Origin of the sequence: Phycicoccus sonneratiae (assembly GCF_016887965.1) — a bacterium.
Classification (GTDB): domain Bacteria; phylum Actinomycetota; class Actinomycetes; order Actinomycetales; family Dermatophilaceae; genus Phycicoccus; species Phycicoccus sonneratiae.
Genome location: NZ_JAFDVD010000024.1, coordinates 45222 through 64282, shown reverse-complemented (window position 1 = coordinate 64282; position 19061 = coordinate 45222). Strand labels below are relative to the sequence as shown.

Genomic DNA, 19061 nt, shown 5'->3' with positions numbered 1-19061 from the left:
CCGCTCAGAAGCCGCTGGGCCGCCGCGGCGTGTAGGCCGCCTCGAGCGCCCCGACCTCGTCGTCGGTGAGGTCGAGGTCGAGCGCGGCGACGGCGTCCGGCAGGTGGTGCTCCTTCGTGGCGCCGACGATGGGGGCGTCGACGACCGGGTTCCGCAGCACCCACGCGAGCGCGACGGTCGACATCGCGACGCCGCGCTCCCGCGCCACCCGCTCGACGGCGCCGACGATCTCGGCGTCCGAGTCGCGGTAGAGGCGCTTGCCGAAGTCGTCGGTGCCCGAGCGCTCGGTCTGCTCGCCCCACGGCCGGGCCAGCCGTCCCCGGGCCAGCGGGCTCCACGGGAGCGACCCCAGCCCCTGGTGGGCCAGCAGGGGGAACATCTCCTGCTCCTCCTCGCGCATGAGGAGGCTGTACTGGTCCTGCATCGAGACGAACCGGGTCCAGCCCCCGAGGTCGGCCGCGTGCTGCATCGTCGCGAGCTGCCACGCCCACATCGAGGAGGCGCCGATGTACCGGGCCTTGCCCGCGCGCACGACGTCGTGGAGGGCCTCCATCGTCTCCTCGACGGGGACCTCGGGGTCGAAGCGGTGGATCTGGTAGAGGTCGACGTAGTCGGTGCCGAGCCGGGAGAGCGAGGCGTCGACCTGCTCGAGGATCGCCTTGCGGGACAGGCCGCTCCCGCCGGGACCGTCGTGCATCCGGCCGTGGACCTTGGTCGCCAGCACGATGTCCTCGCGCCGGCTGTACCGGCGCAGCGCCCGGCCGACGAACTCCTCGGACGTGCCGGCGCTGTAGACGTTCGCGGTGTCCCAGAACGTGACTCCCAGCTCGACGGCCTGCCGGAAGAACGCGCCCGACGTCTCCTCGTCGAGGGCCCACGGATGGTTGCCGCGCGAGCCGTCGGCGTAGCTCATGCAGCCGAGGGCTATCCGGCTGACGGTGAGCCCGGTGCTGCCGAGACGGGTGTACTCCACGAGGGTGCTCCTTCGGTCGGGTCGCTCCTGGCATCATGCGCCGTCCGACCGGCCGTGCGGTCGGCGGGGTGCGAGCGGACCACGGGCCGGACCGCCCGGGCCCCGCGCCGCCGACCGGCCCACCACCCGAGGAGCGCCAGCCCGCCGACCGGGACCTCCATGCCGACGACGAACGCGCGGTAGAGCAGGACCCCGGCGGCGGCCGGAGCGGCCGGCACCCCCAGCGCCGTGAGGGCGCCGGCCATCCCGACCTCGACGATGCCGGTGGCCCCCGGGGTGATGACGAGCATCGAGAGCAGGCGCTCGACGACGAACGCCGACGCGACGACGACCGGCGCGGCCGGGGCGCCGACCACCTCGAGGCAGGCCCAGAGCAGCAGTGCCTGGAACAGCGCGTAGCCGACCTTGCCCCCGAGCATCCGGGCCCAGCCGGTGCGCACGAGGTGGGCGCTGTCGCGCCGGAACCGTGCTGCGCGCTCGCCCCAGCCCTCCGGCGCCACCGGGAGCGGCCGGAGGCGGGCGGCGAGCCGGTCGAGCAGCCGGCCGAGCCGGCGGACGGCGCGGTCGTCCCGCCCGAGCACGACGACGCCGGTGACGAGGGCGAGGAGCAGCGCGACCCCGACCGTCCCGGGGGCGGTCAGCGGCCCGGCGAGGTCACGACCGGACACCGCGACCCAGCAGAGGACGACGCCGGGCAGGAGGAGCTTGACGACCGTGTCCGCGAGGTTGGTCACGAGGGCCCAGCGGCCGAACGCGGCCGACCCGAAGCCCCAGCCGCGGGCCATCCGCCAGTTGACGACCGTGCCGGCGGCACCGCCGAGGGGGAGCAGGTTGGAGACGAACGAACCGGAGAGGTTGAGGAGCAGGGCCCGGCGGTGCGAGAGGCCGGGCAGGGCCGCGGTGAGCGACGGGGTGTGCACCCACAGCCCGACCAGCCAGAGCGCCGCGAGCAGCCCGAGCTGCGCCGGGCTCGGGCGGGTGAGGGCGGCGAGGATCGGCTCCCACGAGGTACCGGTGACCCGCGGCAGGGCCATCGCGACGACCGCGGCGGCGAGCGCCGCACCGGCCGCCAGCCGCACCCCCGGACCCCACACCGTCGTCATGGGCCTCACCGTGCCGCGGGGCCGGGCCGGGGCGCATCAGGGGTCACCCCCAGATCGACCCCGGGGCGGACGGGGGGCGCTCGGGGTCGACGGGCGAGCGCCGGCGCCGGGGAGCTCAGCCCAGACAGCCCTCGGGCCCGACGACGTCGGGACGGGCCCGCGCCTCGAGCTCATCGAGGTCGCGCAACCGCCCCCGGGCCTCGGCGGCGTCCTCGGGTGTCGGGGCGAGGCCCAGCCGGAGGGCGATGGCGGCACGCTCCTCGGCGAGCGCGTCGAGGAAGGCGGGGCTGTGGTTCACGGTGTCTCCTCGGGTCGGTCAGTCGTGGGTGATGACGGCGCCGGCCCCGCGGCCGCCCGGCCCGAGGAGCGCCAGGAGCAGGTCCTCGGGCGCGTCGAGCGCCAGCCGGCCGGGGGAGGCCCGGACCTCCTCGGCGAGCAGGTCGGGGGCCACCTCGTAGGCGTTGCAGGAAAGCAGGATCAGCCGCTCGCCCGCTGCGGGGAAGACGCTGTCGTGCCCGGTCCCGTCCGCCGGGTGCACCCGGCAGCCGTCGGTGGTCACGACGAGGGCGGGCGGGGCCGAGCGCACCGCGACGAGCAGCTCGCCGTCGGGGGTGCACGCGGCGGTCGAGTAGCAGGGGACACCGGGGGCCGCCATGCTGCCGGACCGGTCGCCGACGAGCACCTGCGTCAGGCGGGACCGGTGCTCGATGTGGGCCCGGCCCTCGGGGTACTCGACCGTGCTCACGCGCCAGCCGCGGGCCTCCTCGCTGTGCACGAGGGCGGTCCCGACGATGCGGGTCACCACGGGGCACCCGGTTCGTCGCCGCCGAGGCCGCTCCCGCGCAGGACCCGGCGCGTCATCCCGTGGTCGCCGACGACCGAGAAGCCGAGGTTGCGCAGGGCGCAGCTGCGCCGGGCCCAGAGGATGGTGGCGACGGTGCGGGACGAGAGCCGGTCGAGCCCGGAGAGGTCGACCCGCACCGGCCGGCCGGACACCACCCCCGCCGCGACCCCGGCGCGCACCCGGCGGCGGTCGTCGGCGCCCGAGACACCGTCGAGCGCGAGCGTGAGGGCGTCCTCGCGGTCGTCGGGGGGCGGGGGCGTCGTCATGCCCGCAGGCTCCCAACCGGGGATGACGGTGGGCGCGCCGTCACTTTGCAGTTTCGTGACAACCTGCGCCCGAGCGGGTGCGCCGGCCCGGTGCCGAGCGGCCGGCTGGCAGACTGCGGGGATGTCCGTCCGGCTGCTCGTCCTCGAGGACGACGACGGCATCCGCACGTCCGTGACCATGGCCCTCGAGGACGAGGGCTACGAGGTCACCGGTCACCCGAGCGCCGAGGAGGCGCTGCGCGACCCGTCCCTCGGCGAGGTCGACCTCCACCTCGTCGACCTCATGCTCGGGGGCATGGACGGCTACTCGTTCATCCGCGAGGTGCGCCGCCGCTCCGACGTCCCGATCATCGTGCTCAGCGCGAAGGGCGACACCCACGACATCGTCGCCGCGCTCGAGGCCGGCGCCGACGACTACGTCACCAAGCCGTTCGAGATCAAGGAGGTCAGCGCGCGGCTGCGGGCCCTGCGGCGCCGGCCGCCCACCCGCTCCGCCGAGCAGACGGCCGACGCCCCGGACGTCGTCGTGCTCGACGCGGAGAACGGCCCCCTCGTCCTCGACACGGGGGCGGCGGTGCTCCGGCGCGGCGAGGAGGTCGTGCACCTCACGGTCACCGAGTACCACCTCCTGCGCGAGCTGGCCGCCTCCGCCGGGCGCGTGCTCAGTCGGCAGGTCCTGCTCGAACGGGTCTGGGACCACGGCTACTTCGGCGACGAGCGCATCGTCGACGTCCACGTGCGGCGGCTGCGCACCAAGGTCGAGGTCACCGCCTCCGACCCCCGTCTCGTCGTCACGGTCCGCGGGCTGGGGTACCGGCTGGACCCGCAGTGAGGCCGGCGGCGGGGCGGCTGGGCATCCGGGCGACCTCGACGGCCTCCTTCGCCCTGCTGGCCCTCGTCGTCTCGACCCTGCTGGCCGTCGGTACCTACCTCACCGCCCGGCACTACCTCGTCGGTCAGCGCGAGGCGACCGCGACCCGCCAGGCCTTCGTCGACGCCGCGCTGCTCCGCGAGGGCCTGCTCACCGCCGGCTCCTCGGTCAGCGACGTCCTCGACGAGACCTCGCCGCCGCCCGGGGCCGTCGTCCTCGTCGACCGCTCGGGGCAGTGGTACACCTCCTCCCTCGAGACCGGGGAGGCCGACGTCCCCGCCGACGTGCGGGCCGCGGCCGCGCAGGGGCGGGCGTCGCGGGCCTGGACGACCCTCGCGGGCGGACCGGCCGTGGTCGTCGGGGTCCCGGTGCCCGCGGTCGGGGTCGCGGTCTACGAGATCTCGCCGACGACCGAGCTGCAGTCGACGCTGCGCACCCTCGCCGTGGTGCTGGCCGCCTTCGCGGCCGGGACGACCGCCGTCGGTGCGCTGCTCGGCGGGTCGGCCTCGGCGCGCACCCTCGCCCCGCTGCGCGACGTCGCCTCGGCGGCGGCGGCCATCGCGGCGGGCCGGATGACGACGCGCCTGCCCGACACCTCCGACCCGGACCTCGCGGTCATCGTCGGCTCGTTCAACTCGATGGTCGAGGCGCTCGAGGAACGGATGCAGCGGGACGCGCGGTTCGCGGCCGACGTCGCCCACGAGCTGCGCTCACCGGTGACCACCCTCATGACGTCGGTGACCGTGCTGCGCTCCGCGCAGGGGCGCGACCCGGAGCGTCAGCGCGCGGCGGCGGACCTCGTCGACCGCGAGGTCCGCCGCCTGCACCGGTCGCTCGAGCACCTCCTCGAGCTCGGCCGGCTCGATGCCGGTGTGCTCGAACGCGATCCGGAACCGATGGACCTCGAGGCCCTCGTGCGGCACACCCTCGCGGACACCGGGCGCGCGCACGTCGGGGTGGAGGTGGTGGGGCCCCTCACGCCCGTCGAGGGCAGCAAGCCCCAGCTGCACCGGGCACTCGTCAACCTCCTGGAGAACGCCGACCGCCACGGCGGCGGCGTCGAGCAGGTGCTCCTGCGGTCGGGGAGCGGCTCGGTGGAGGTGCTCGTCGTCGACCGCGGCCCGGGCGTGCCCGACGCCGAGCGCTCGCGGGTCTTCGACCGGTTCAGCCGGATCGGCTCGCGGGGGTCGACCCCGGGCACCGGCCTGGGCCTCAGCCTCGTCGCCGAGACCGTCCGCGCGCACGGGGGTCGGGTGTGGGTCGAGGAGACGCCGGGCGGTGGGGCGACCTTCGTCATCGGCCTGCCCGCCGGCGGCGACGGTGCGGAGGGCGGGTCGTGACCGCCGGGCGGTGGACGGTCGGCGCGTCGGTCCTGCTCGTCGCGGCGGCGCTCGCCGGGTGCGGCGCACCGCACGACACCCCGGCGAGCACCATCGCCTCGGTGCCGTACGACCTGCTCGCGCCCTCGGACGCGGCGGCGCCCTCCCCGACGGAGTCGGCGACGCGGGGTCCGTTCGTCTTCCTCGTGCGGGAGGACCGGCTGGTGCCGGCGTCCCCCGTGGCGGACCCGGGCTCGTCGCGCGACGCGGTCGGGCAGGCGCTGCGCCTCCTCGTCGAGGGGCCGACGGAGGCGGACCGGGCCGCCGGGCGCTCGACCGCGCTCGGGCCCGACGTGCAGGCCACGCTCACCTCACTCGAGGGCGGCCGGGCGACGGTCGACCTGCGGGCGGGCTCCCTGCCGACCGGTGCCGGGCGCCTGCCGCTGGCGGCCGGCCAGCTCGTCCTCACCCTCACCTCGGTGCCGGGCGTCGACGACGTCGTCCTCACCTCCGACGGCTCGCCCATCGAGGCGCCGCTGCCCGGTGGCGCCCTGACCGACCGGCCGCTGACGGCGCAGGACTACGCCACCCTGCTGGCCTCCTCGGCGTCGGACGGCTGAGGGGGCCGGCAGGGTGGCGTAGTCGTTGTCGCCCGGGCGCTCAGGCGTGCGAGGCCTCGGCGAGGTGCTGCGGGAGCCGGGACTCGCCGGCGCGGTAGCGGCGCGTCAGCTCGGGGAGGTTGGGGCGCATCCCCAGGTGCTCGAGCTCGCTGGCGATGGCCCGCACGAGCTCGCGGGGGCGGCGTCCGGCGGCGCGGGCCTCGCCGCGCAGCTGGGCGGCGGCGATCGCGTGGGTGCGGTCGTCGACGCGGTCGGTGCTCTCGAGGACGATGGAACCGGAGGTCATCGGTCTGCTCCTTCCCGCCCGTGCGGACGGCGGTCGATTGGTGTCCTCCGACCCTCGCAACCCGGTGTGACGGTTCGTCGGCCGACCGCTTTGCGATCGTGTGACGGTCCCGTGACGCGGTCGACCTAGGCTGGTCGACGTGCCCGGTGCCGCAGAGGTCGACGTCGTCGCGGACGTCGGCGGCAGCAAGCTCCTGCTCCGCGCCCTCGCCCCCGGCGGAGAGGTCCTCGACGAGGAGCGCCGCGCCACCGGCCCGGACGCCGACGGCGCGTTCCTCGACGAGCAGGTGGCGGCGTTCGCGGCGCGGCAGGGTGCGGTGGCGTCGGTGGGGGTCGCGGTACCCGGGCTCGTCGACGCCGAGGGGCGCGTCGTCGTCTCCGACGTGCTGCCCCGCCTCGCCGGCTGGGGGCCGGGCGCCGGCCGGGGGGTCGACCTCGTCGTGAACGACGTGCGCGCCTCGCTCGCCGCGGCCCGCAGTACGCACCCGGAGGTGCGCGACCTCGTCGTGGTCGTCGTGGGCACGGGCATCGCCGCCGCGGTGCTCTCGGGAGGACGGATGCTCGGCGGGACCACCGGGTGGGCGGGAGAGCTGGGCAGCGTGCCGGTCGACCTGGCCGGCGGCACGACGGCCCGGCTCGACGACCTCGCCTCGGGACGCGCCGTGACGGAGGCCGTGCGCCGCCCCGGGGCCGAGGTGGCCGAGCTCGTCGCGGCCGGGGACGCCGAGGCGGTCCGCGTGGTGCGGGACGCGGGCCGGGCCCTCGGGCGGGCGGTCGGTGGGGTGGTCACGCTCCTCAACCCCGCGCGCGTCGTGCTCGCCGGCGGGACGACGCGCTACCCCGGCTACGTCGACGCCGTGCAGGAGGCGGCCGCGGAGGCCGCCCTTCCCGAGCCGTGGGCCGCCTGCCGGCTGACCGTCGACGCCGACCCCGGCACGCTCGTCGTCCGTGGGCTCGCCGCCCTCCTGCGGATCCACCGCGACGGCGCGTAGCCGCCTGCGAGGTTCGAGCGTTCCGGCGGGCAACATCGACGTCTCAGAGCCGGCGGGGGAGCTTGGTGGCATCCCCGTGGAGCGCCATGTCGGAGAGGGCCGCGGCGATCTGTGAGTCCCGGCCCTCGACGGCATGCATGTACCGCTGCGCTGCGGCGGTCGAGGAGTGGCCCAACCGCTGCTTGAGGTCCACGAGGCTCGCCCCGGTGGCCGCCGCCAGCGACTGGCCAGTGTGGCGTAGGTCGTGGAACGAGATGCTCACGCCGACCTTCTTCCTCCCCCGGACGACTCCCCTGTGGAGGTCGACGTCCTCGGTGCGGAGTGCACAAACCTCGCCGCGTCTCAGGCCACACCACGCCGCAAGCACCACAGCGGCCCGGAATCGAGGGGTCGTCGCCTCTGCCAGCTGGACCGCTAAAACCACATGTGTCGGCTTGTGCCGAGCTCGGCGACGTACGCATCGACCGCCGCCTGCAACCGCTCGGGGGAGCCTCCAAAGAGCCCATCGCGTAGCGCTCCCCCCGAGCTCCCCGCACGCACAAGGTCCCCGGTCACTCGTTGAGCCGTCCCGTCCTCACCTGCGAAGTGTTCGCGCCACCCGAATCGCCCGACCCACGCACCTGGGATCCACGCGACCGTTCGATCGGACCTCGTTTGCAGTGCGAGGTCTTCAGCGACCAAGGCCAACAGGACCTCGGTCTCGTCGAAGAGGTCGTCGTACTCGTCGTCATCAGGGACAAGGCTGTCAAGCGCGTGACGAAGGACAGCATGAAGATGGTCGGACATCGGAGTTTTGCGTCCGCCACGGCGGCCACCAATCAGCGCCCCACTTGTCTCCGGGGACATCTCAGTTGCGTCACTTCGGTAAGCAAGGAAGTGGACGGGAGGGTCCCAGGTCTGACCAACAAGTCCGGGATGCACTATTGCCATGACTGGGCCCCTCAGGCCGCTCTTGTCCTTCACGGTTGTTTCAACGACCGTCGCGCGAACCGCGGCGTAGTTGCGCCTAGAAAGCGCTCCCATGGTGCTCGCATATGCGAGGACGATGGGGGCGTAGTACGCCTGGTCCAGAAGCACTGCCCGGCCGGAGCGAGGACCGGCGGCGTCGGCAGACACAGTCTTGAGAACTCGGGAGAGCAGCGCGAGGTGCTGCTCCTTCGCGTGCGCGGCCAAGGTCGCAAGACCAAACGCCAAAGGCTGGAGAGTTTCCCATCTAGTCCAAAGCCAGTCGGATAGCCGGTGAGCAGTCTCCTCATCCCTTGCAATCGCGATATCGCTGGGAAAGCGCTCGGGATCCCTCAACGCATCACGAGCCTCAGCCGCCTGCTCGAGGAGCAGGTCCTCAAGTTCCAGTTGGCGAGCCGGGTCGAGCAACATCCCTTTGATCGCCGAGACAAGCGCCTTACCTCGGTCCGCGCCTGTTGCCTGCGTTACGGCTGCGCGCACCGTAGCCCCGTCCGAGTGCCCCAAGTCCAGGGCCCGAAGGACCGCGACGACCAGCTTGATGCGCTCGCTCTCGATGTCTTCTCCGAAGAGGTCGACCCGCTGCAAGCTGTCGAGCGTGCGCCCTGCGCCCAAGGGGTACTCAGGAAGTGTGCATTCGTCCAAGCGCACGGGAATCAGCCAGATCTTGCCAGGGGGCATCGTCCGGAATATGTCGATTGCGAGGAGCAACTCCTCGTTCTGATAGCTGGACTGGCGCGACTGACTGTTCGCAGAGAACACCGCCACGAAGGCCAAGGCCCCGCGACTGATGGCGCGCCGAATAGTGAGTTGCCAATCATCCCCGGGCGACAACATGGTCTTGTCGGTCCAGACGGGGACCTTGGCTGCGGCAAGTGCGCGCCTGATGTCTTCAACTCGCTCTGCGTCCTCTCGTACGTAAGAGATGAACGCGTGACCGGCATCGGAAGCCCCCGCTGTCATGGATGGAGCGTACTGGGAGCGCACGACACCGAATTCCTGCGAGCATAAGGACAAGACCCAGCGCCCTGACCCTGAACCCCCCTGAACCCCAGGATCAGGAGGCGTGCGATATCTCGTGCGACATCTCCCGGTCAAACGGGGTAACTCGGGGTGGGTCACGGGCGGCGCGCCGGCGGTTCAGCGGCTGAGTCCCGCAGTAAAGCCGCAGTTCAGAAGGGTTTTGAACTGCGGCTTCGGGAGTGGCCAGGGGCGGGGTCGAACCGCCGACCTTCCGATTTTCAGTCGGACGCTCGTACCAACTGAGCTACCTGGCCGGACCCTGCACGAAAGGGCCGGACGAACCGGCCCCCTCATGAAGGAGCGACCCCGACGGGACTCGAACCCGCGACCTCCGCCGTGACAGGGCGGCGCGCTAACCAACTGCGCTACGGGGCCTTGGTGTGATGCAAGACCGTATCCCCAACGGGATTCGAACCCGTGCTACCGCCGTGAAAGGGCGGGGTCCTGGGCCGCTAGACGATGGGGACCCGAACTCGTCGGACCCTTGACGTCAGGCGACCCGGCGTTCGGATCCGTCGAGGACTCGGAAAGCATAGGGGACGTCGCTCCGACCACCAAAACGGGGTGGCCGACGTCAGCCGGCGGCCGACCTCGCCGGGCCGGGGTGGCGCAGCGCCGCCCGGACGAGGTCGATCGCCTCGACCTCGCTCAGCCCGTGCCGGCGGGCCAGCCCGGCGAACGCGTCCGCGGCACGACGCACGTCGACGGTCGGCGGCGCGGTGGCCTCCGCGACCACGGTGCCCGTTCGGCGGCGGGTGTGGACGAGGCCGAGGGCCTCGAGCTCGCGGTAGGCGCGGGCCACCGTGCCGCCGGCGATGCCGAGGTCCCCGGCGAGGGCCCGGATGGTCGGCAGCCGCGCACCCGGGGCCAGCTGTCCGGTGGCGATGTGCCCGGCGATCTGCGCGCGCAGCTGCTCGTAGGGCGGGGTGGCGGCGGACAGGTCGACCGTGAGCGACGTGGTCATCGCGACGGGTCCGGGGAGGTGGAGGACGTCGCCCGGAGGACGGTGCCGGTCCCCGGCCGGCGCCCCGAGGATGACGCCGTGACGTGCGGGGTCGGCGAGGTGACCGCCGAGACGAACGCCAGGACACCGGCGAGCACCCCGAGCGCGAACAGCCCGAAGGCGAGGTCCTGGCGCCAGTCGAGCGGCGGGTGGTGGGCCGACGGCGAGCCGCTGCCGCGCAGCCCCTGGGCGTACTCGTGGAGGGAGGACCCCGCGACGAAGGCCACCCCGAGCACGGCGAGCCACGTGCTGCAGGCGGCGTAGCGCAGCAGGCGCGCCGTGGCCGCGCGGCGGGCCGCCGCGTCGACCGTCGCGTGCTGCTCGTCGAGCGACGGGCGGGCCTCGACGACGCGCAGCCCCCACTGGGTGACGAGGCCGAGCACGCCGAGGGCGACGAGCAGACCGAGGCCGTAGGGCCAACCGGGGAACAGGCCGTCGCCGACCATCCGGAACGCCGTGAGGTCCGGCATCCGACGACCGTGGTCGACGCCCTCGGTGGCCCCGAGGACCGCCGTCAGCGCGCAGAGGGCGACGAGCACCAGCGCCCCGCCGTGACGCAGGCGGCGCAGGCGGGGTCCGACGTCGGGACGTGGCCGCGCCGGCGCCGTGCGCACGCTGCCGCGCGGACGCGGCCAGGTGAGCTCGACGAGCGTGGCCGTCGCCGCCATGACGGCCCCGACGAGGAGGACGGCCACCGAGCCGACGAGCGGGTTCGCCCCGGGGGTCGGGTCCGTCGTGACGGCCAGGACGACCACGACCGCGAGGCCGGCGGCGGCGGTCGCCCCGGCGGTGCGGCGTCGGGCCCCACGGACGACGGGGTCCTCCCCCCGCCGGCCGAGCGTTGCCGAGACGGTCCGGGCGACGTGGACGACGAGCGCGACGAACAGGGCCGGGAGGGCCAGGCCGAGCGTGAGGCCGAGGGCGTCCATCGGGTGCTCCTTCGCGGTCGAGGCTGCGTGGAGGATGGCGCGATTCAGCCAATGTGTCAAGTCATTGAGTGAATGAACAGGATGGGGAGGGGGCGGCGCGTCAGCATGTGTTGACGCTCCGGCATCGTCAGCATATGCTGACGATCATGACCAGGACCGCCTCCGACCTCGCCGGGGACCTCGACAGCACCGACCCCCGCGTGGGCCTGCGCGCCGTCGCCGCCCTCGGCCGGCTCCTCGAGCAGCTCGAGACCCTCCAGGTCCGCAACGCGCGGGCCCGCGGCTGGTCGTGGCAGGAGATCGCCGAGGCCCTCGGGGTCACCAAGCAGACCGTCCACCGCAAGCACGCCCGGAGGTAGACCGTGTTCGAACGCTTCACCACCGACGCCCGAGCCGTCGTCGTCGCGTCCCAGGAGGAGTGCCGGTCGCTCGGGGTCGACGAGGTCCGCCCCGTCCACCTGCTCCTCGCCCTCACCGACGACGACACCGCCGTCAGTGGGGTGCTCGCCGCCCACGGGATCGACCGAGCGGCGGTCCGCCGAGCCCTGGATGCCGGGACGCCGGGCGCCGCCGAGCCGGTCGACGAGGACGACGCGGCCGCCCTGCGCGCGCTCGGCATCGACGTCGACGCCATCCGCGAGGCGGTCGAGCGGCAGTTCGGTGCCGGCGCGCTCGACGACGTCGCCCCGGACGCCGGCCGTCCCGCCACCCGCGGCCGGGTCGCCTTCGGGCGCGGCGCGAAGAAGGTGCTCGAGCTCGCGCTGCGCGAGGCGGTCCGCCTGCGCTCGCGCGAGATCCGGGCCGAGCACATCGCCCTCGGGGTCCTGCGCAACGACGACGACGCCGTGCGCCTGCTGCTGCGCGGCCTGGAGGTCGACCCCCGGGCGGTGCGGGCGAGCCTCGAGGACCGCGGCCGCCGCACCGCCTGACGGGGTCGCCCGGTCAGCTCGGGATGTAGTCGAACTCGTCAGGGTTCGGGCCGGTGCGGCCCTCCTCGCCCTGGTCGAGGGCCGAGATGCGCTCGACCTCCTCGGGGGTGAGCGAGAAGCCGAAGAGGTCGAAGTTCTCGCGGATGCGCGACTCGGTGACCGACTTCGGGAAGACGATGTCGCCGCGCTCGATGTGCCAGCGGAGCGTCGCCTGCGCGGGCGTCACCCCGTGCGCGGCCGCGACCTCGCCGATGACCGGGTCGTCGAGCACGCCGCCCTGCGCGATCGGCGACCACGCCTCGGTGGCGATGCCGTGCTCGGCGTCGGCCGCGCGGACCGCCTCGTTCGTGAGGAAGGGGTGCACCTCGACCTGGTTGACGGCCGGCACGACACCGGTCTCGTCGATGATCCGCTGCAGGTGCGCGGGCTGGAAGTTCGAGACGCCGACGGACGCGGCGCGGCCGTCCTCGACGAACGAGGCCATCGTCCGCCACGTCGACACGTAGTCGCCGTCGTAGAGGGTCGGCAGCGGCCAGTGGATGAGGAAGAGGTCGATCTGCTCGAGGCCGAGCTTCTCGAGGGTCTCGGCGAAGGCGCGCTCGGCGTCCTCGGGGCGGTGGAAGCCGTTGTTGAGCTTCGAGGTGACGAACACCTCCTCACGCGGGAGGCCGGACCGGCGGATGGCCTCGCCGACCTCGCGCTCGTTGCCGTACATCTCGGCGGTGTCGATGTGCCGGTAGCCGACCTCGAGGGCGGTCGTGACGGCGGCGACGGTGTCGGCGGGGTCGATCTGGAAGACGCCGAAGCCGAGCTGGGGGATGGTGCGGCCGGTGTTCAGGGTGATCGTCGGAACGCTCATGTCAGGGCCAGCGCCCGCGGCGGGGCAGGTATTCCGGCCGCGCGCCGGCTCCCGACGTGCAGCAATCGACGAATGTGTCACTTCTTGCACGTCGTGACGTGCAGCAATCGACGAATGTGTCACTTCTTGCACGTCGAGGTGCGCGGCCGTCCTCAGGGAGCGGCCCACTCGCGGACGCGGTCGACGTCCCACGTGGTGACGATCCTCTCGGGCGGGATGCCGAGCCGCTCGGCCCGCTCGCACCCGTACGCCTTCATGTCGAGCTGCCCGGGCGCGTGGGCGTCGGAGTCGATGCTGAACAGGCACCCGATGTCGAGGGCCAGCGTCACGAGCTCGTCCGGCGGGTCGCAGCGCTCGGGTCGGCTGTTCACCTCGACGGCGGTGCCGTGCTCGGCGCAGGCCTCGAACACGGCGCGGGCGTCGAACTCCGACTGCGGTCGCGTGCCGCGCGAGCCCTCGACGAGCCGGCCCGTGCAGTGCCCGAGCACGTTGACGCGCGGGTTCGAGACGGCGGCCACCATCCGGCGGGTCATCGGGTCGGCGTTCATCCGCAGCTTCGAGTGCACCGAGGCCGTGACGAGGTCGAGCCGGCCGAGCATCTCGTCGGTCTGGTCGAGCGAGCCGTCGTCGAGGATGTCGACCTCGATGCCCTTGAGCAGCGTGAAGTGCCCTGCGAGGGAACGGTTCACACCGTCGACGATCTTCAGCTGCTGCTTGAGCCGCTCGACGGTCAGACCGTTCGCCACCCGCAGCTGCGGGCTGTGGTCGGTGAGCACCATCCACTCGTGGCCGAGCTCGACGCCGGTGAGCACCATCTCGTCGATGGGCGAGCCGCCGTCGCTCCAGTCCGAGTGGAGGTGGCAGTCGCCGCGCAGCATCGCGTAGAGCTCCTCCCCGCCCTCGACGAGAGGCCCACCGACCTTGTCCTGCAACGACTCCAGATACCCGGGCAGCTCGCCCGAGAGTGCCTCGGCGATGACCCCCGAGGTCGACTTCCCGATGCCGGGGATCTCCTGCAGCGTGCCGGCCTCCGCCCGCTCGGCGAGCTCGTCGGCGTCGACCGTGCGCAGGGTCTTCACCGCGTTGCGGAACGCCTCGACCCGGTAGGTGCCGGCGCGCGTGCGCTCGAGGAGGAAGGCGATGCGGCGCAGGGCGTCGACGGGGTCGACCGGGGCCTCCAGCGGAGGCAGCAGCGCGACCATCCTCCGATGCTGTCACACCCCGGCCGACGCGAGCCGTTGCCGCCGCACCCGGCCGGCGCTACCGTTCCCGCGGGGGGAACCATGGGGGGTCCCCCGAACCATCGAGGGGGAACCATGTCCACATCCATCCGACGTCTCACGACGGTCGCGGCGCTCGCCGCCACCGCACTCACCGTCCAGGCCGGCGCGGCGTCCGCCGTCGGCTCCGCGTGCGACGGAACCGCCGTCGAGAGGTGCGCCTCGCTGTCGGTCGCCAACGGGGTCTGGCAGGCCGAGGGGACGATCACCGACACCGCCGGCGACGGCGTGCAGGTCGACGTCCGCGTCGACGAGGTGCGCATCCAGGCCTACGACGGCGTCCGGTGGGTCGACGTCCTGTCGTCGAACGCGGTCGACGCCGACGGCTGGCACGGCGTGACCGACACCGGGCTCGGCCTGCGCCGGGGCTGCATGGAGCTGCAGTCCCGGGGCAGCCGCATCCGGGCCTCCGCGCACGTGCAGTGGCGCGGCGACCGCTTCGGCGACACCTGGGTCCACGGCGCCGCCGTGGCGCCGACCTGCAGCGGCTGAGGTGACGAGGGTCCGGCGCCGCCGTCCGCGGTGGCGCCGGACCGTCAGCCCAGCAGGGACTCGAGGCCGGTGACCAACCGGTCGACATCGGCCTCGTCGGTGTACGGGGCCAGCCCCACGCGCACGCCGCCGGTGTCGCCGAGGCCGAGGTGGCGTGAGCACTCGAGGGCGTAGAAGCTGCTGGCCGGGGCGTTGACCCCGTGCTCGGCGAGGCCGCGGTACACGTCCTGCCCGTCCACGCCGTCGACCGTGAACAGCAGTGTGGGAGTGCGGCTCTCGGCGTTCGAGTACACCGTCACGCCGGCCATCCCGCGCAACGCGGGCTCGAGGACGGCGAGCAGCTTCTCCTCGTGCTCCCCCAGGGCCCGCATCGAGGCGAGCAGCCGGTCCCGACGGTTCTCGTCGGTGACCGGGGTGTCGAGGTCGTCGAGGGCCGCGAGGAAGTCGACGGCGGCGCTCGTGCCGGCGAGCAGCTCGTAGGGGAGGGTGCCCAGCTCGAAGCGCTCGGGCACGGCGTCGGACGAGGGGGCGAGCTTGTCGGGGTGCAGCGTCTCGAGGAACGCCGGATCGGCGGCCAGCACCCCGCAGTGCGGCCCGAGGAACTTGTACGGCGAGCAGGTCCAGACGTCGGCACCGAGCGCCGGGACGTCGACCGAGGCGTGCGCGGTGGCGTGCACGCCGTCGACCCAGTGCAGGGCGCCGACCCGGTGGACGGCCTCGGAGATCTGCCGGGTCGGCGGGCGGGTGCCGATGAGGTTGCTGGCGGCCGTCGTCGCGACGAGCCGGGTGCGCTCGGAGAGCACGGCCTCGACGTCCTCGACGGTCAGCTCGCCGCTCGCGGGGTCGAAGTCGACCCAGCGGACGGTGGCGCCGGCCGCCTCGGCGACCTGCACCCACGGCCGGATGTTGGAGTCGTGGTCGAGGCGGGTGACGACCACCTCATCACCCGGACCCCACCGCTTGGCGAGCGCCCGGGCCAGGTCGTAGGTGAGCGCGGTCGCGCTGCGGCCCATGACGATCCCCCGCGGGTCGGCGCCGAGGAGGTCGGCGGCCGTCCGCCGGAAGCGGGACACGACCGCGTCGGCCCGTCGCTCGGAGGCCGTGACCGTGCCGCGGTTGGAGATCGACGCGGTGAGGGTGTCGGCGACCGCCCGCCCCACGACGTCGGGCACCTGGCTGCCGCCGGGACCGTCGAAGTGGGCGAGCCCGGCCGTCAGCGAGGGGAAGTGGGTGCGGATGCGCTCGACGTCGTAGGCCATGCCCTCATCCTCGCGCAGGGGTCACCACGAGGAGTGGAGCGGCCGCCCCTCGGCGAACCCGGCCGTGCTCTGCAGGCCGACCGTCGCCCGCTCGTGGAACTCCTCGAGGGTGCGCGCCCCGGCGTACGTGCACGAGGACCGGAGGCCGGCGATGATCTCGTCGATGACGTCCTCGACGCTCGGCCGGGCCGGGTCGACGTACATCCGGGCGCTGCTGATGCCCTCCTCGAAGAGCGCCTTGCGGGCCCGCTCGTACGCGCTGTCGGTGGCCGTCCGGTTGCGCACCGCGCGGGCCGAGGCCATCCCGAAGGACTCCTTGTACTGCCGGCCCTGCTCGTCGGTGTAGAGGTCGCCGGGGGACTCGAGCGTCCCCGCGAACCACGAGCCGACCATGACGTTCGACGCACCCGCCGCGAGCGCGAGCGCGACGTCGCGGGGGTGCCGGACCCCGCCGTCGGCCCAGACGTGCTTGCCGAGCTCGCGTGCGGCGGAGGCGCACTCGAGCACCGCGGAGAACTGGGGACGCCCGACGGCGGTCATCATCCGGGTGGTGCACATGGCGCCCGGGCCGACCCCGACCTTGACGATGTCGGCACCGGCCTCGACGAGGTCGCGCGTGCCCTCGGCGGAGACGACGTTGCCCGCCGCGATCGGCACCCCGAGGTCGAGGGCGCGCACCGCCCGCAGGCTCTCGAGCATCTTCTCCTGGTGCCCGTGCGCGGTGTCGATGACGAGCACGTCGGCGCCGGCCTCGGCCAGCGCCGCGGCCTTGGCCGCGACGTCGGCGTTGATTCCGACGGCGGCGGCGATGCGCAGCCGGTTCGAGGCGTCGACGGCCGGCGAGTACAGGTGCGCCCGCAGCGCCCCGGCGCGGGTGAGCAGCCCGACGAGCCGGCCGTCGACGTCGACGACGGGCGCCAGCCGGCGGCGTGCGTGCGACAGGGTGTCGAAGGCCTTCTCGACGTCGACGCCGTCGTCGAGGGTGACCATCTCGCGGACCATGACGTCGGCGAGCTGGGTGTACCGGTCGACGCCGGTGAGGTCGGTCTCGGTGACGACGCCGACCGGCCGGTTGCCCTCGGTGACGACGGCCGCCCCGTGGGCGCGCTTGTGCAGGAGGACGAGCGCCTCGCCGGTGGTCGTCGTCGGGTCGAGGACGATCGGGGTGTCGTAGACGAGGTGCCGGCTCTTCTGCCACGCGATGACCTCGGCGACGACGTCGGCCGGGATGTCCTGGGGGATGACCGTCAACGCCCCGCGCCGGGCGGTGGTCTCGGCCATCCGACGGCCGGCGATGGCCGTCATGTTCGCGACGACGAGCGGGATGGTCGTGCCGGTGCCGTCGGAGCTGCGGAGGTCGACGTCGAGCCGGCTGGCGACCGACGAGCGGTTGGGCACCATGAAGACGTCGTCGTACGTCAGGTCGTGCTGCGGCCGGAGGTCGTTGAGGAAGCGCACGGCACCAGCGTAGGTGCGTCCCGGCGGCGCGGATGGGGCAGGATCGGGCGGGTGAGCCTCATGGCGCCCTCCCCGGCCGACGACCGACGCCGGGCCGGGCTGCGCCGGATGCGCCTCGTCGCGCTCTCCCTCCTGCTGCTCGCCGCGGTCGTCTTCCTCGCGACGCTGCGCCTCGACGACTCCGGCGTGTGGGGCTACGTCAACACCGGGGCCGAGGCCGCGATGGTCGGTGCGCTCGCCGACTGGTTCGCGGTCACCGCGCTCTTCCGGCACCCGCTCGGCCTCCCGGTACCGCACACCGCGATCATCCCGAAGCGCAAGAACGAGATCGGCCGCAACCTCCAGGAGTTCGTCACCGAGAACTTCCTCACCGAGGAGATCGCCCGCGAACGGCTGGCCGCCGCCCACGTCAGCGAGCGGATCGGTCGCTGGCTCGGGGTGGCCTCGCACCGGCACCGGGTCCTCACCGAGGTGGTGCGGGTGGCGCGGGCCGGTCTCGGACGGCTCGACGAGGACGAGGTGCGCACGCTCGTCGCCGACTTCCTCGTGCCGCGGCTGGTCCGCGAGCCGGTCAGCCCGATCGCCGGGGCGCTGCTCGAGGGGGTCGTGGAGGAGAGCACGCACCACGGCCTCGTCGACCTGGGGCTCGAGCAGCTCCACGACTGGCTGCGCGACAACCCCGGCACCTACTCAGAGGTCCTCACGACCCGGGCGCCGTGGTGGACGCCGCCGTGGCTCGACGAGCGGGTCATCGGCTGGACCTACGAGCAGGTCCTCACCTGGCTGCGCGAGATCCGTCGCGACCCCCGGCACCCGGCCCGCCTCGCCCTCGACGACCTCCTGCGCACCCTGGCCCACGACCTCCAGCACGACCCGTCGGTGATGGAGCGCGCGGAGTCGCTCAAGGAGCGCCTGCTCACCCACCCGCAGGCCGCCGAGACCGCCGTGGGGCTGTGGCGCTCGTTCCGGGCGGCGCTCGAGACGGCGATGGACGACCGTGACTCGTACTTCCACCGCCGCGGCGACGAGCTGCTCGAGCACCTCGGCGAGCACCTCGTCCACGACCCGGAGTGGTCCGAGATGCTGGAGGCCCGTCTCGGGGAGGCGGTCTCGTTCGTCGTCAACACCTACGGCAACGAGCTCGCCGAGGTCATCTCGGTCACCGTCGAGCGCTGGGACGGGCGCGAGGCCGCCGAACGCATCGAGCTGCACGTCGGCCGCGACCTCCAGTTCATCCGGATCAACGGCACGGTCGTCGGCGCGCTCGCGGGGCTGGGCATCCACGCCGTCGGGCAGCTGCTGGCCTGAGCCCGGGTCCGAGGACGGGCGTTGGCAGGACGACGCGCCGCCGCTAGCGTGGGGAGGCCCACACGGGCGTGGGCCCCGGTGAAGGGAGCTGGTCATGGCAGGCAAGTTCGAGGTCTACAAGGACAAGGCCGGCAAATTCCGCTTCCGCCTCAAGGCGGGCAACGGCCAGGTGATCGCCGTGGGCGAGGCCTACGAGACGAAGGCCAGCGCGCTGAACGGTGTCGCCTCGGTGCAGAAGAACGCGCCGGGCGCCACCATCGACGACCAGACCTGAGCGCCGCGCCC

General features: G+C 73.6%; 23 protein-coding genes and 3 tRNA genes. 9 read left to right on the top strand and 17 right to left on the bottom strand.

Annotated features, from left to right (window positions below; genetic code table 11):
• Positions 1–4 precede the first annotated feature (4 nt).
• The 5 genes from JQN70_RS18390 to JQN70_RS18370 all read right to left on the bottom strand — a co-directional run bounded on the left by JQN70_RS18390 (position 5) and on the right by JQN70_RS18370 (position 3186).
• Entirely contained in the window at positions 5–973 is a 969-nt protein-coding gene (locus JQN70_RS18390; protein ID WP_204132832.1) for an aldo/keto reductase, read from the bottom strand.
• Positions 925–2076 carry a lysylphosphatidylglycerol synthase transmembrane domain-containing protein gene (locus JQN70_RS18385; protein WP_204132831.1) on the bottom strand — a complete coding sequence of 384 codons (1152 nt, stop codon included), beginning with the start codon at positions 2074–2076 and terminating at the stop codon, positions 925–927. The genes JQN70_RS18390 and JQN70_RS18385 overlap by 49 nt, the downstream gene beginning before the upstream one ends.
• A gap of 115 nt (positions 2077–2191) precedes the next feature.
• Positions 2192–2374 (bottom strand): hypothetical protein, encoded by a 183-nt coding sequence (locus JQN70_RS18380; RefSeq protein WP_204132830.1) that lies wholly within the window; start codon positions 2372–2374, stop codon positions 2192–2194.
• Positions 2375–2392: 18 nt separating this feature from the next.
• Positions 2393–2878, bottom strand: a complete 486-nt coding sequence (locus JQN70_RS18375) for a hypothetical protein (protein ID WP_204132829.1) — start codon at positions 2876–2878, stop codon at positions 2393–2395.
• Positions 2875–3186: an STAS domain-containing protein gene (locus JQN70_RS18370; RefSeq protein ID WP_204132828.1), complete on the bottom strand. Its 312-nt coding sequence runs from the start codon at positions 3184–3186 to the stop codon at positions 2875–2877. Before JQN70_RS18370 ends, JQN70_RS18375 begins: the two co-directional genes overlap by 4 nt.
• Positions 3187–3307: 121 nt before the next feature.
• Between JQN70_RS18370 and JQN70_RS18365 the strand changes: the two genes are divergently transcribed.
• The 3 genes from JQN70_RS18365 to JQN70_RS20415 are packed head-to-tail and all read left to right on the top strand — an operon-like array spanning position 3308 to position 5996.
• Positions 3308–4018, top strand: coding sequence for a response regulator transcription factor (locus JQN70_RS18365; protein WP_204132827.1), 711 nt, complete (start codon positions 3308–3310; stop codon positions 4016–4018).
• The gene (locus JQN70_RS18360) at positions 4015–5397 is read left to right on the top strand and encodes a HAMP domain-containing sensor histidine kinase (RefSeq protein ID WP_204132826.1); all 1383 of its coding nucleotides are present in this window, start codon (positions 4015–4017) and stop codon (positions 5395–5397) included. Before JQN70_RS18365 ends, JQN70_RS18360 begins: the two co-directional genes overlap by 4 nt.
• Positions 5394–5996: a GerMN domain-containing protein gene (locus JQN70_RS20415; RefSeq protein ID WP_204132825.1), complete on the top strand. Its 603-nt coding sequence runs from the start codon at positions 5394–5396 to the stop codon at positions 5994–5996. The genes JQN70_RS18360 and JQN70_RS20415 overlap by 4 nt, the downstream gene beginning before the upstream one ends.
• Positions 5997–6036: 40 nt before the next feature.
• Here the strand turns inward: JQN70_RS20415 and JQN70_RS18350 are convergent, their stop codons facing one another.
• Positions 6037–6282 carry a hypothetical protein gene (locus JQN70_RS18350; protein ID WP_204132824.1) on the bottom strand — a complete coding sequence of 82 codons (246 nt, stop codon included), beginning with the start codon at positions 6280–6282 and terminating at the stop codon, positions 6037–6039.
• A 139-nt stretch (positions 6283–6421) separates the two neighbouring features.
• On the opposite strand from JQN70_RS18350, the gene JQN70_RS18345 reads away from it, so the two are divergent.
• The gene (locus JQN70_RS18345) at positions 6422–7273 is read left to right on the top strand and encodes an ROK family protein (protein WP_204132823.1); all 852 of its coding nucleotides are present in this window, start codon (positions 6422–6424) and stop codon (positions 7271–7273) included.
• A gap of 43 nt (positions 7274–7316) precedes the next feature.
• Here JQN70_RS18345 and JQN70_RS18340 read toward each other — a convergent pair whose 3' ends face one another.
• The 7 genes from JQN70_RS18340 to JQN70_RS18310 form a co-directional block, all read right to left on the bottom strand.
• The gene (locus JQN70_RS18340; protein WP_204132822.1) at positions 7317–7535 is read right to left on the bottom strand and encodes a hypothetical protein; all 219 of its coding nucleotides are present in this window, start codon (positions 7533–7535) and stop codon (positions 7317–7319) included.
• Between the two features lie 152 nt (positions 7536–7687).
• Complete coding sequence (locus JQN70_RS18335; RefSeq protein WP_204132821.1) at positions 7688–9199, bottom strand: toll/interleukin-1 receptor domain-containing protein; 1512 nt, start codon at positions 9197–9199, stop codon at positions 7688–7690.
• Between the two features lie 240 nt (positions 9200–9439).
• Positions 9440–9513: transfer RNA gene (locus JQN70_RS18330), tRNA-Phe, on the bottom strand.
• Positions 9514–9560: 47 nt separating this feature from the next.
• A tRNA-Asp gene (locus JQN70_RS18325) sits at positions 9561–9634 on the bottom strand.
• A 19-nt stretch (positions 9635–9653) separates the two neighbouring features.
• Positions 9654–9726, bottom strand: a tRNA-Glu gene (locus JQN70_RS18320).
• A 107-nt stretch (positions 9727–9833) separates the two neighbouring features.
• Entirely contained in the window at positions 9834–10223 is a 390-nt protein-coding gene (locus JQN70_RS18315; RefSeq protein ID WP_204132820.1) for a GntR family transcriptional regulator, read from the bottom strand.
• Positions 10220–11191, bottom strand: a complete 972-nt coding sequence (locus JQN70_RS18310) for a hypothetical protein (protein WP_204132819.1) — start codon at positions 11189–11191, stop codon at positions 10220–10222. The genes JQN70_RS18315 and JQN70_RS18310 overlap by 4 nt, the downstream gene beginning before the upstream one ends.
• Positions 11192–11337: 146 nt before the next feature.
• Between JQN70_RS18310 and JQN70_RS18305 the strand changes: the two genes are divergently transcribed.
• Positions 11338–11550: a helix-turn-helix domain-containing protein gene (locus JQN70_RS18305; protein ID WP_239111834.1), complete on the top strand. Its 213-nt coding sequence runs from the start codon at positions 11338–11340 to the stop codon at positions 11548–11550.
• A 3-nt stretch (positions 11551–11553) separates the two neighbouring features.
• Positions 11554–12120, top strand: a complete 567-nt coding sequence (locus tag JQN70_RS21115) for a Clp protease N-terminal domain-containing protein (protein ID WP_204132817.1) — start codon at positions 11554–11556, stop codon at positions 12118–12120.
• 13 nt (positions 12121–12133) lie between these two features.
• On the opposite strand, the gene JQN70_RS18295 is transcribed toward JQN70_RS21115, so the two are convergent.
• Together JQN70_RS18295 and JQN70_RS18290 are read right to left on the bottom strand one after the other, a co-directional pair.
• Positions 12134–12979 carry an aldo/keto reductase gene (locus JQN70_RS18295; protein ID WP_204132816.1) on the bottom strand — a complete coding sequence of 282 codons (846 nt, stop codon included), beginning with the start codon at positions 12977–12979 and terminating at the stop codon, positions 12134–12136.
• Between the two features lie 152 nt (positions 12980–13131).
• On the bottom strand, positions 13132–14181 hold the full coding sequence (locus tag JQN70_RS18290; protein WP_204132815.1) for a PHP domain-containing protein: 1050 nt from the start codon (positions 14179–14181) through the stop codon (positions 13132–13134).
• A gap of 114 nt (positions 14182–14295) precedes the next feature.
• Between JQN70_RS18290 and JQN70_RS18285 the strand changes: the two genes are divergently transcribed.
• Entirely contained in the window at positions 14296–14751 is a 456-nt protein-coding gene (locus JQN70_RS18285; RefSeq protein ID WP_204132814.1) for a hypothetical protein, read from the top strand.
• Positions 14752–14795: 44 nt separating this feature from the next.
• Here the strand turns inward: JQN70_RS18285 and JQN70_RS18280 are convergent, their stop codons facing one another.
• Together JQN70_RS18280 and JQN70_RS18275 are read right to left on the bottom strand one after the other, a co-directional pair.
• Complete coding sequence (locus JQN70_RS18280) at positions 14796–16010, bottom strand: cysteine desulfurase-like protein (protein ID WP_204132813.1); 1215 nt, start codon at positions 16008–16010, stop codon at positions 14796–14798.
• A 21-nt stretch (positions 16011–16031) separates the two neighbouring features.
• Positions 16032–17468, bottom strand: a complete 1437-nt coding sequence (locus JQN70_RS18275) for a GuaB1 family IMP dehydrogenase-related protein (RefSeq protein ID WP_204132812.1) — start codon at positions 17466–17468, stop codon at positions 16032–16034.
• 60 nt (positions 17469–17528) lie between these two features.
• Between JQN70_RS18275 and JQN70_RS18270 the strand changes: the two genes are divergently transcribed.
• Together JQN70_RS18270 and JQN70_RS18265 are read left to right on the top strand one after the other, a co-directional pair.
• Positions 17529–18776 carry a DUF445 domain-containing protein gene (locus JQN70_RS18270; protein ID WP_239111843.1) on the top strand — a complete coding sequence of 416 codons (1248 nt, stop codon included), beginning with the start codon at positions 17529–17531 and terminating at the stop codon, positions 18774–18776.
• Between the two features lie 94 nt (positions 18777–18870).
• Positions 18871–19050 carry a YegP family protein gene (locus tag JQN70_RS18265; RefSeq protein ID WP_204132811.1) on the top strand — a complete coding sequence of 60 codons (180 nt, stop codon included), beginning with the start codon at positions 18871–18873 and terminating at the stop codon, positions 19048–19050.
• Positions 19051–19061: the final 11 nt, after the last annotated feature.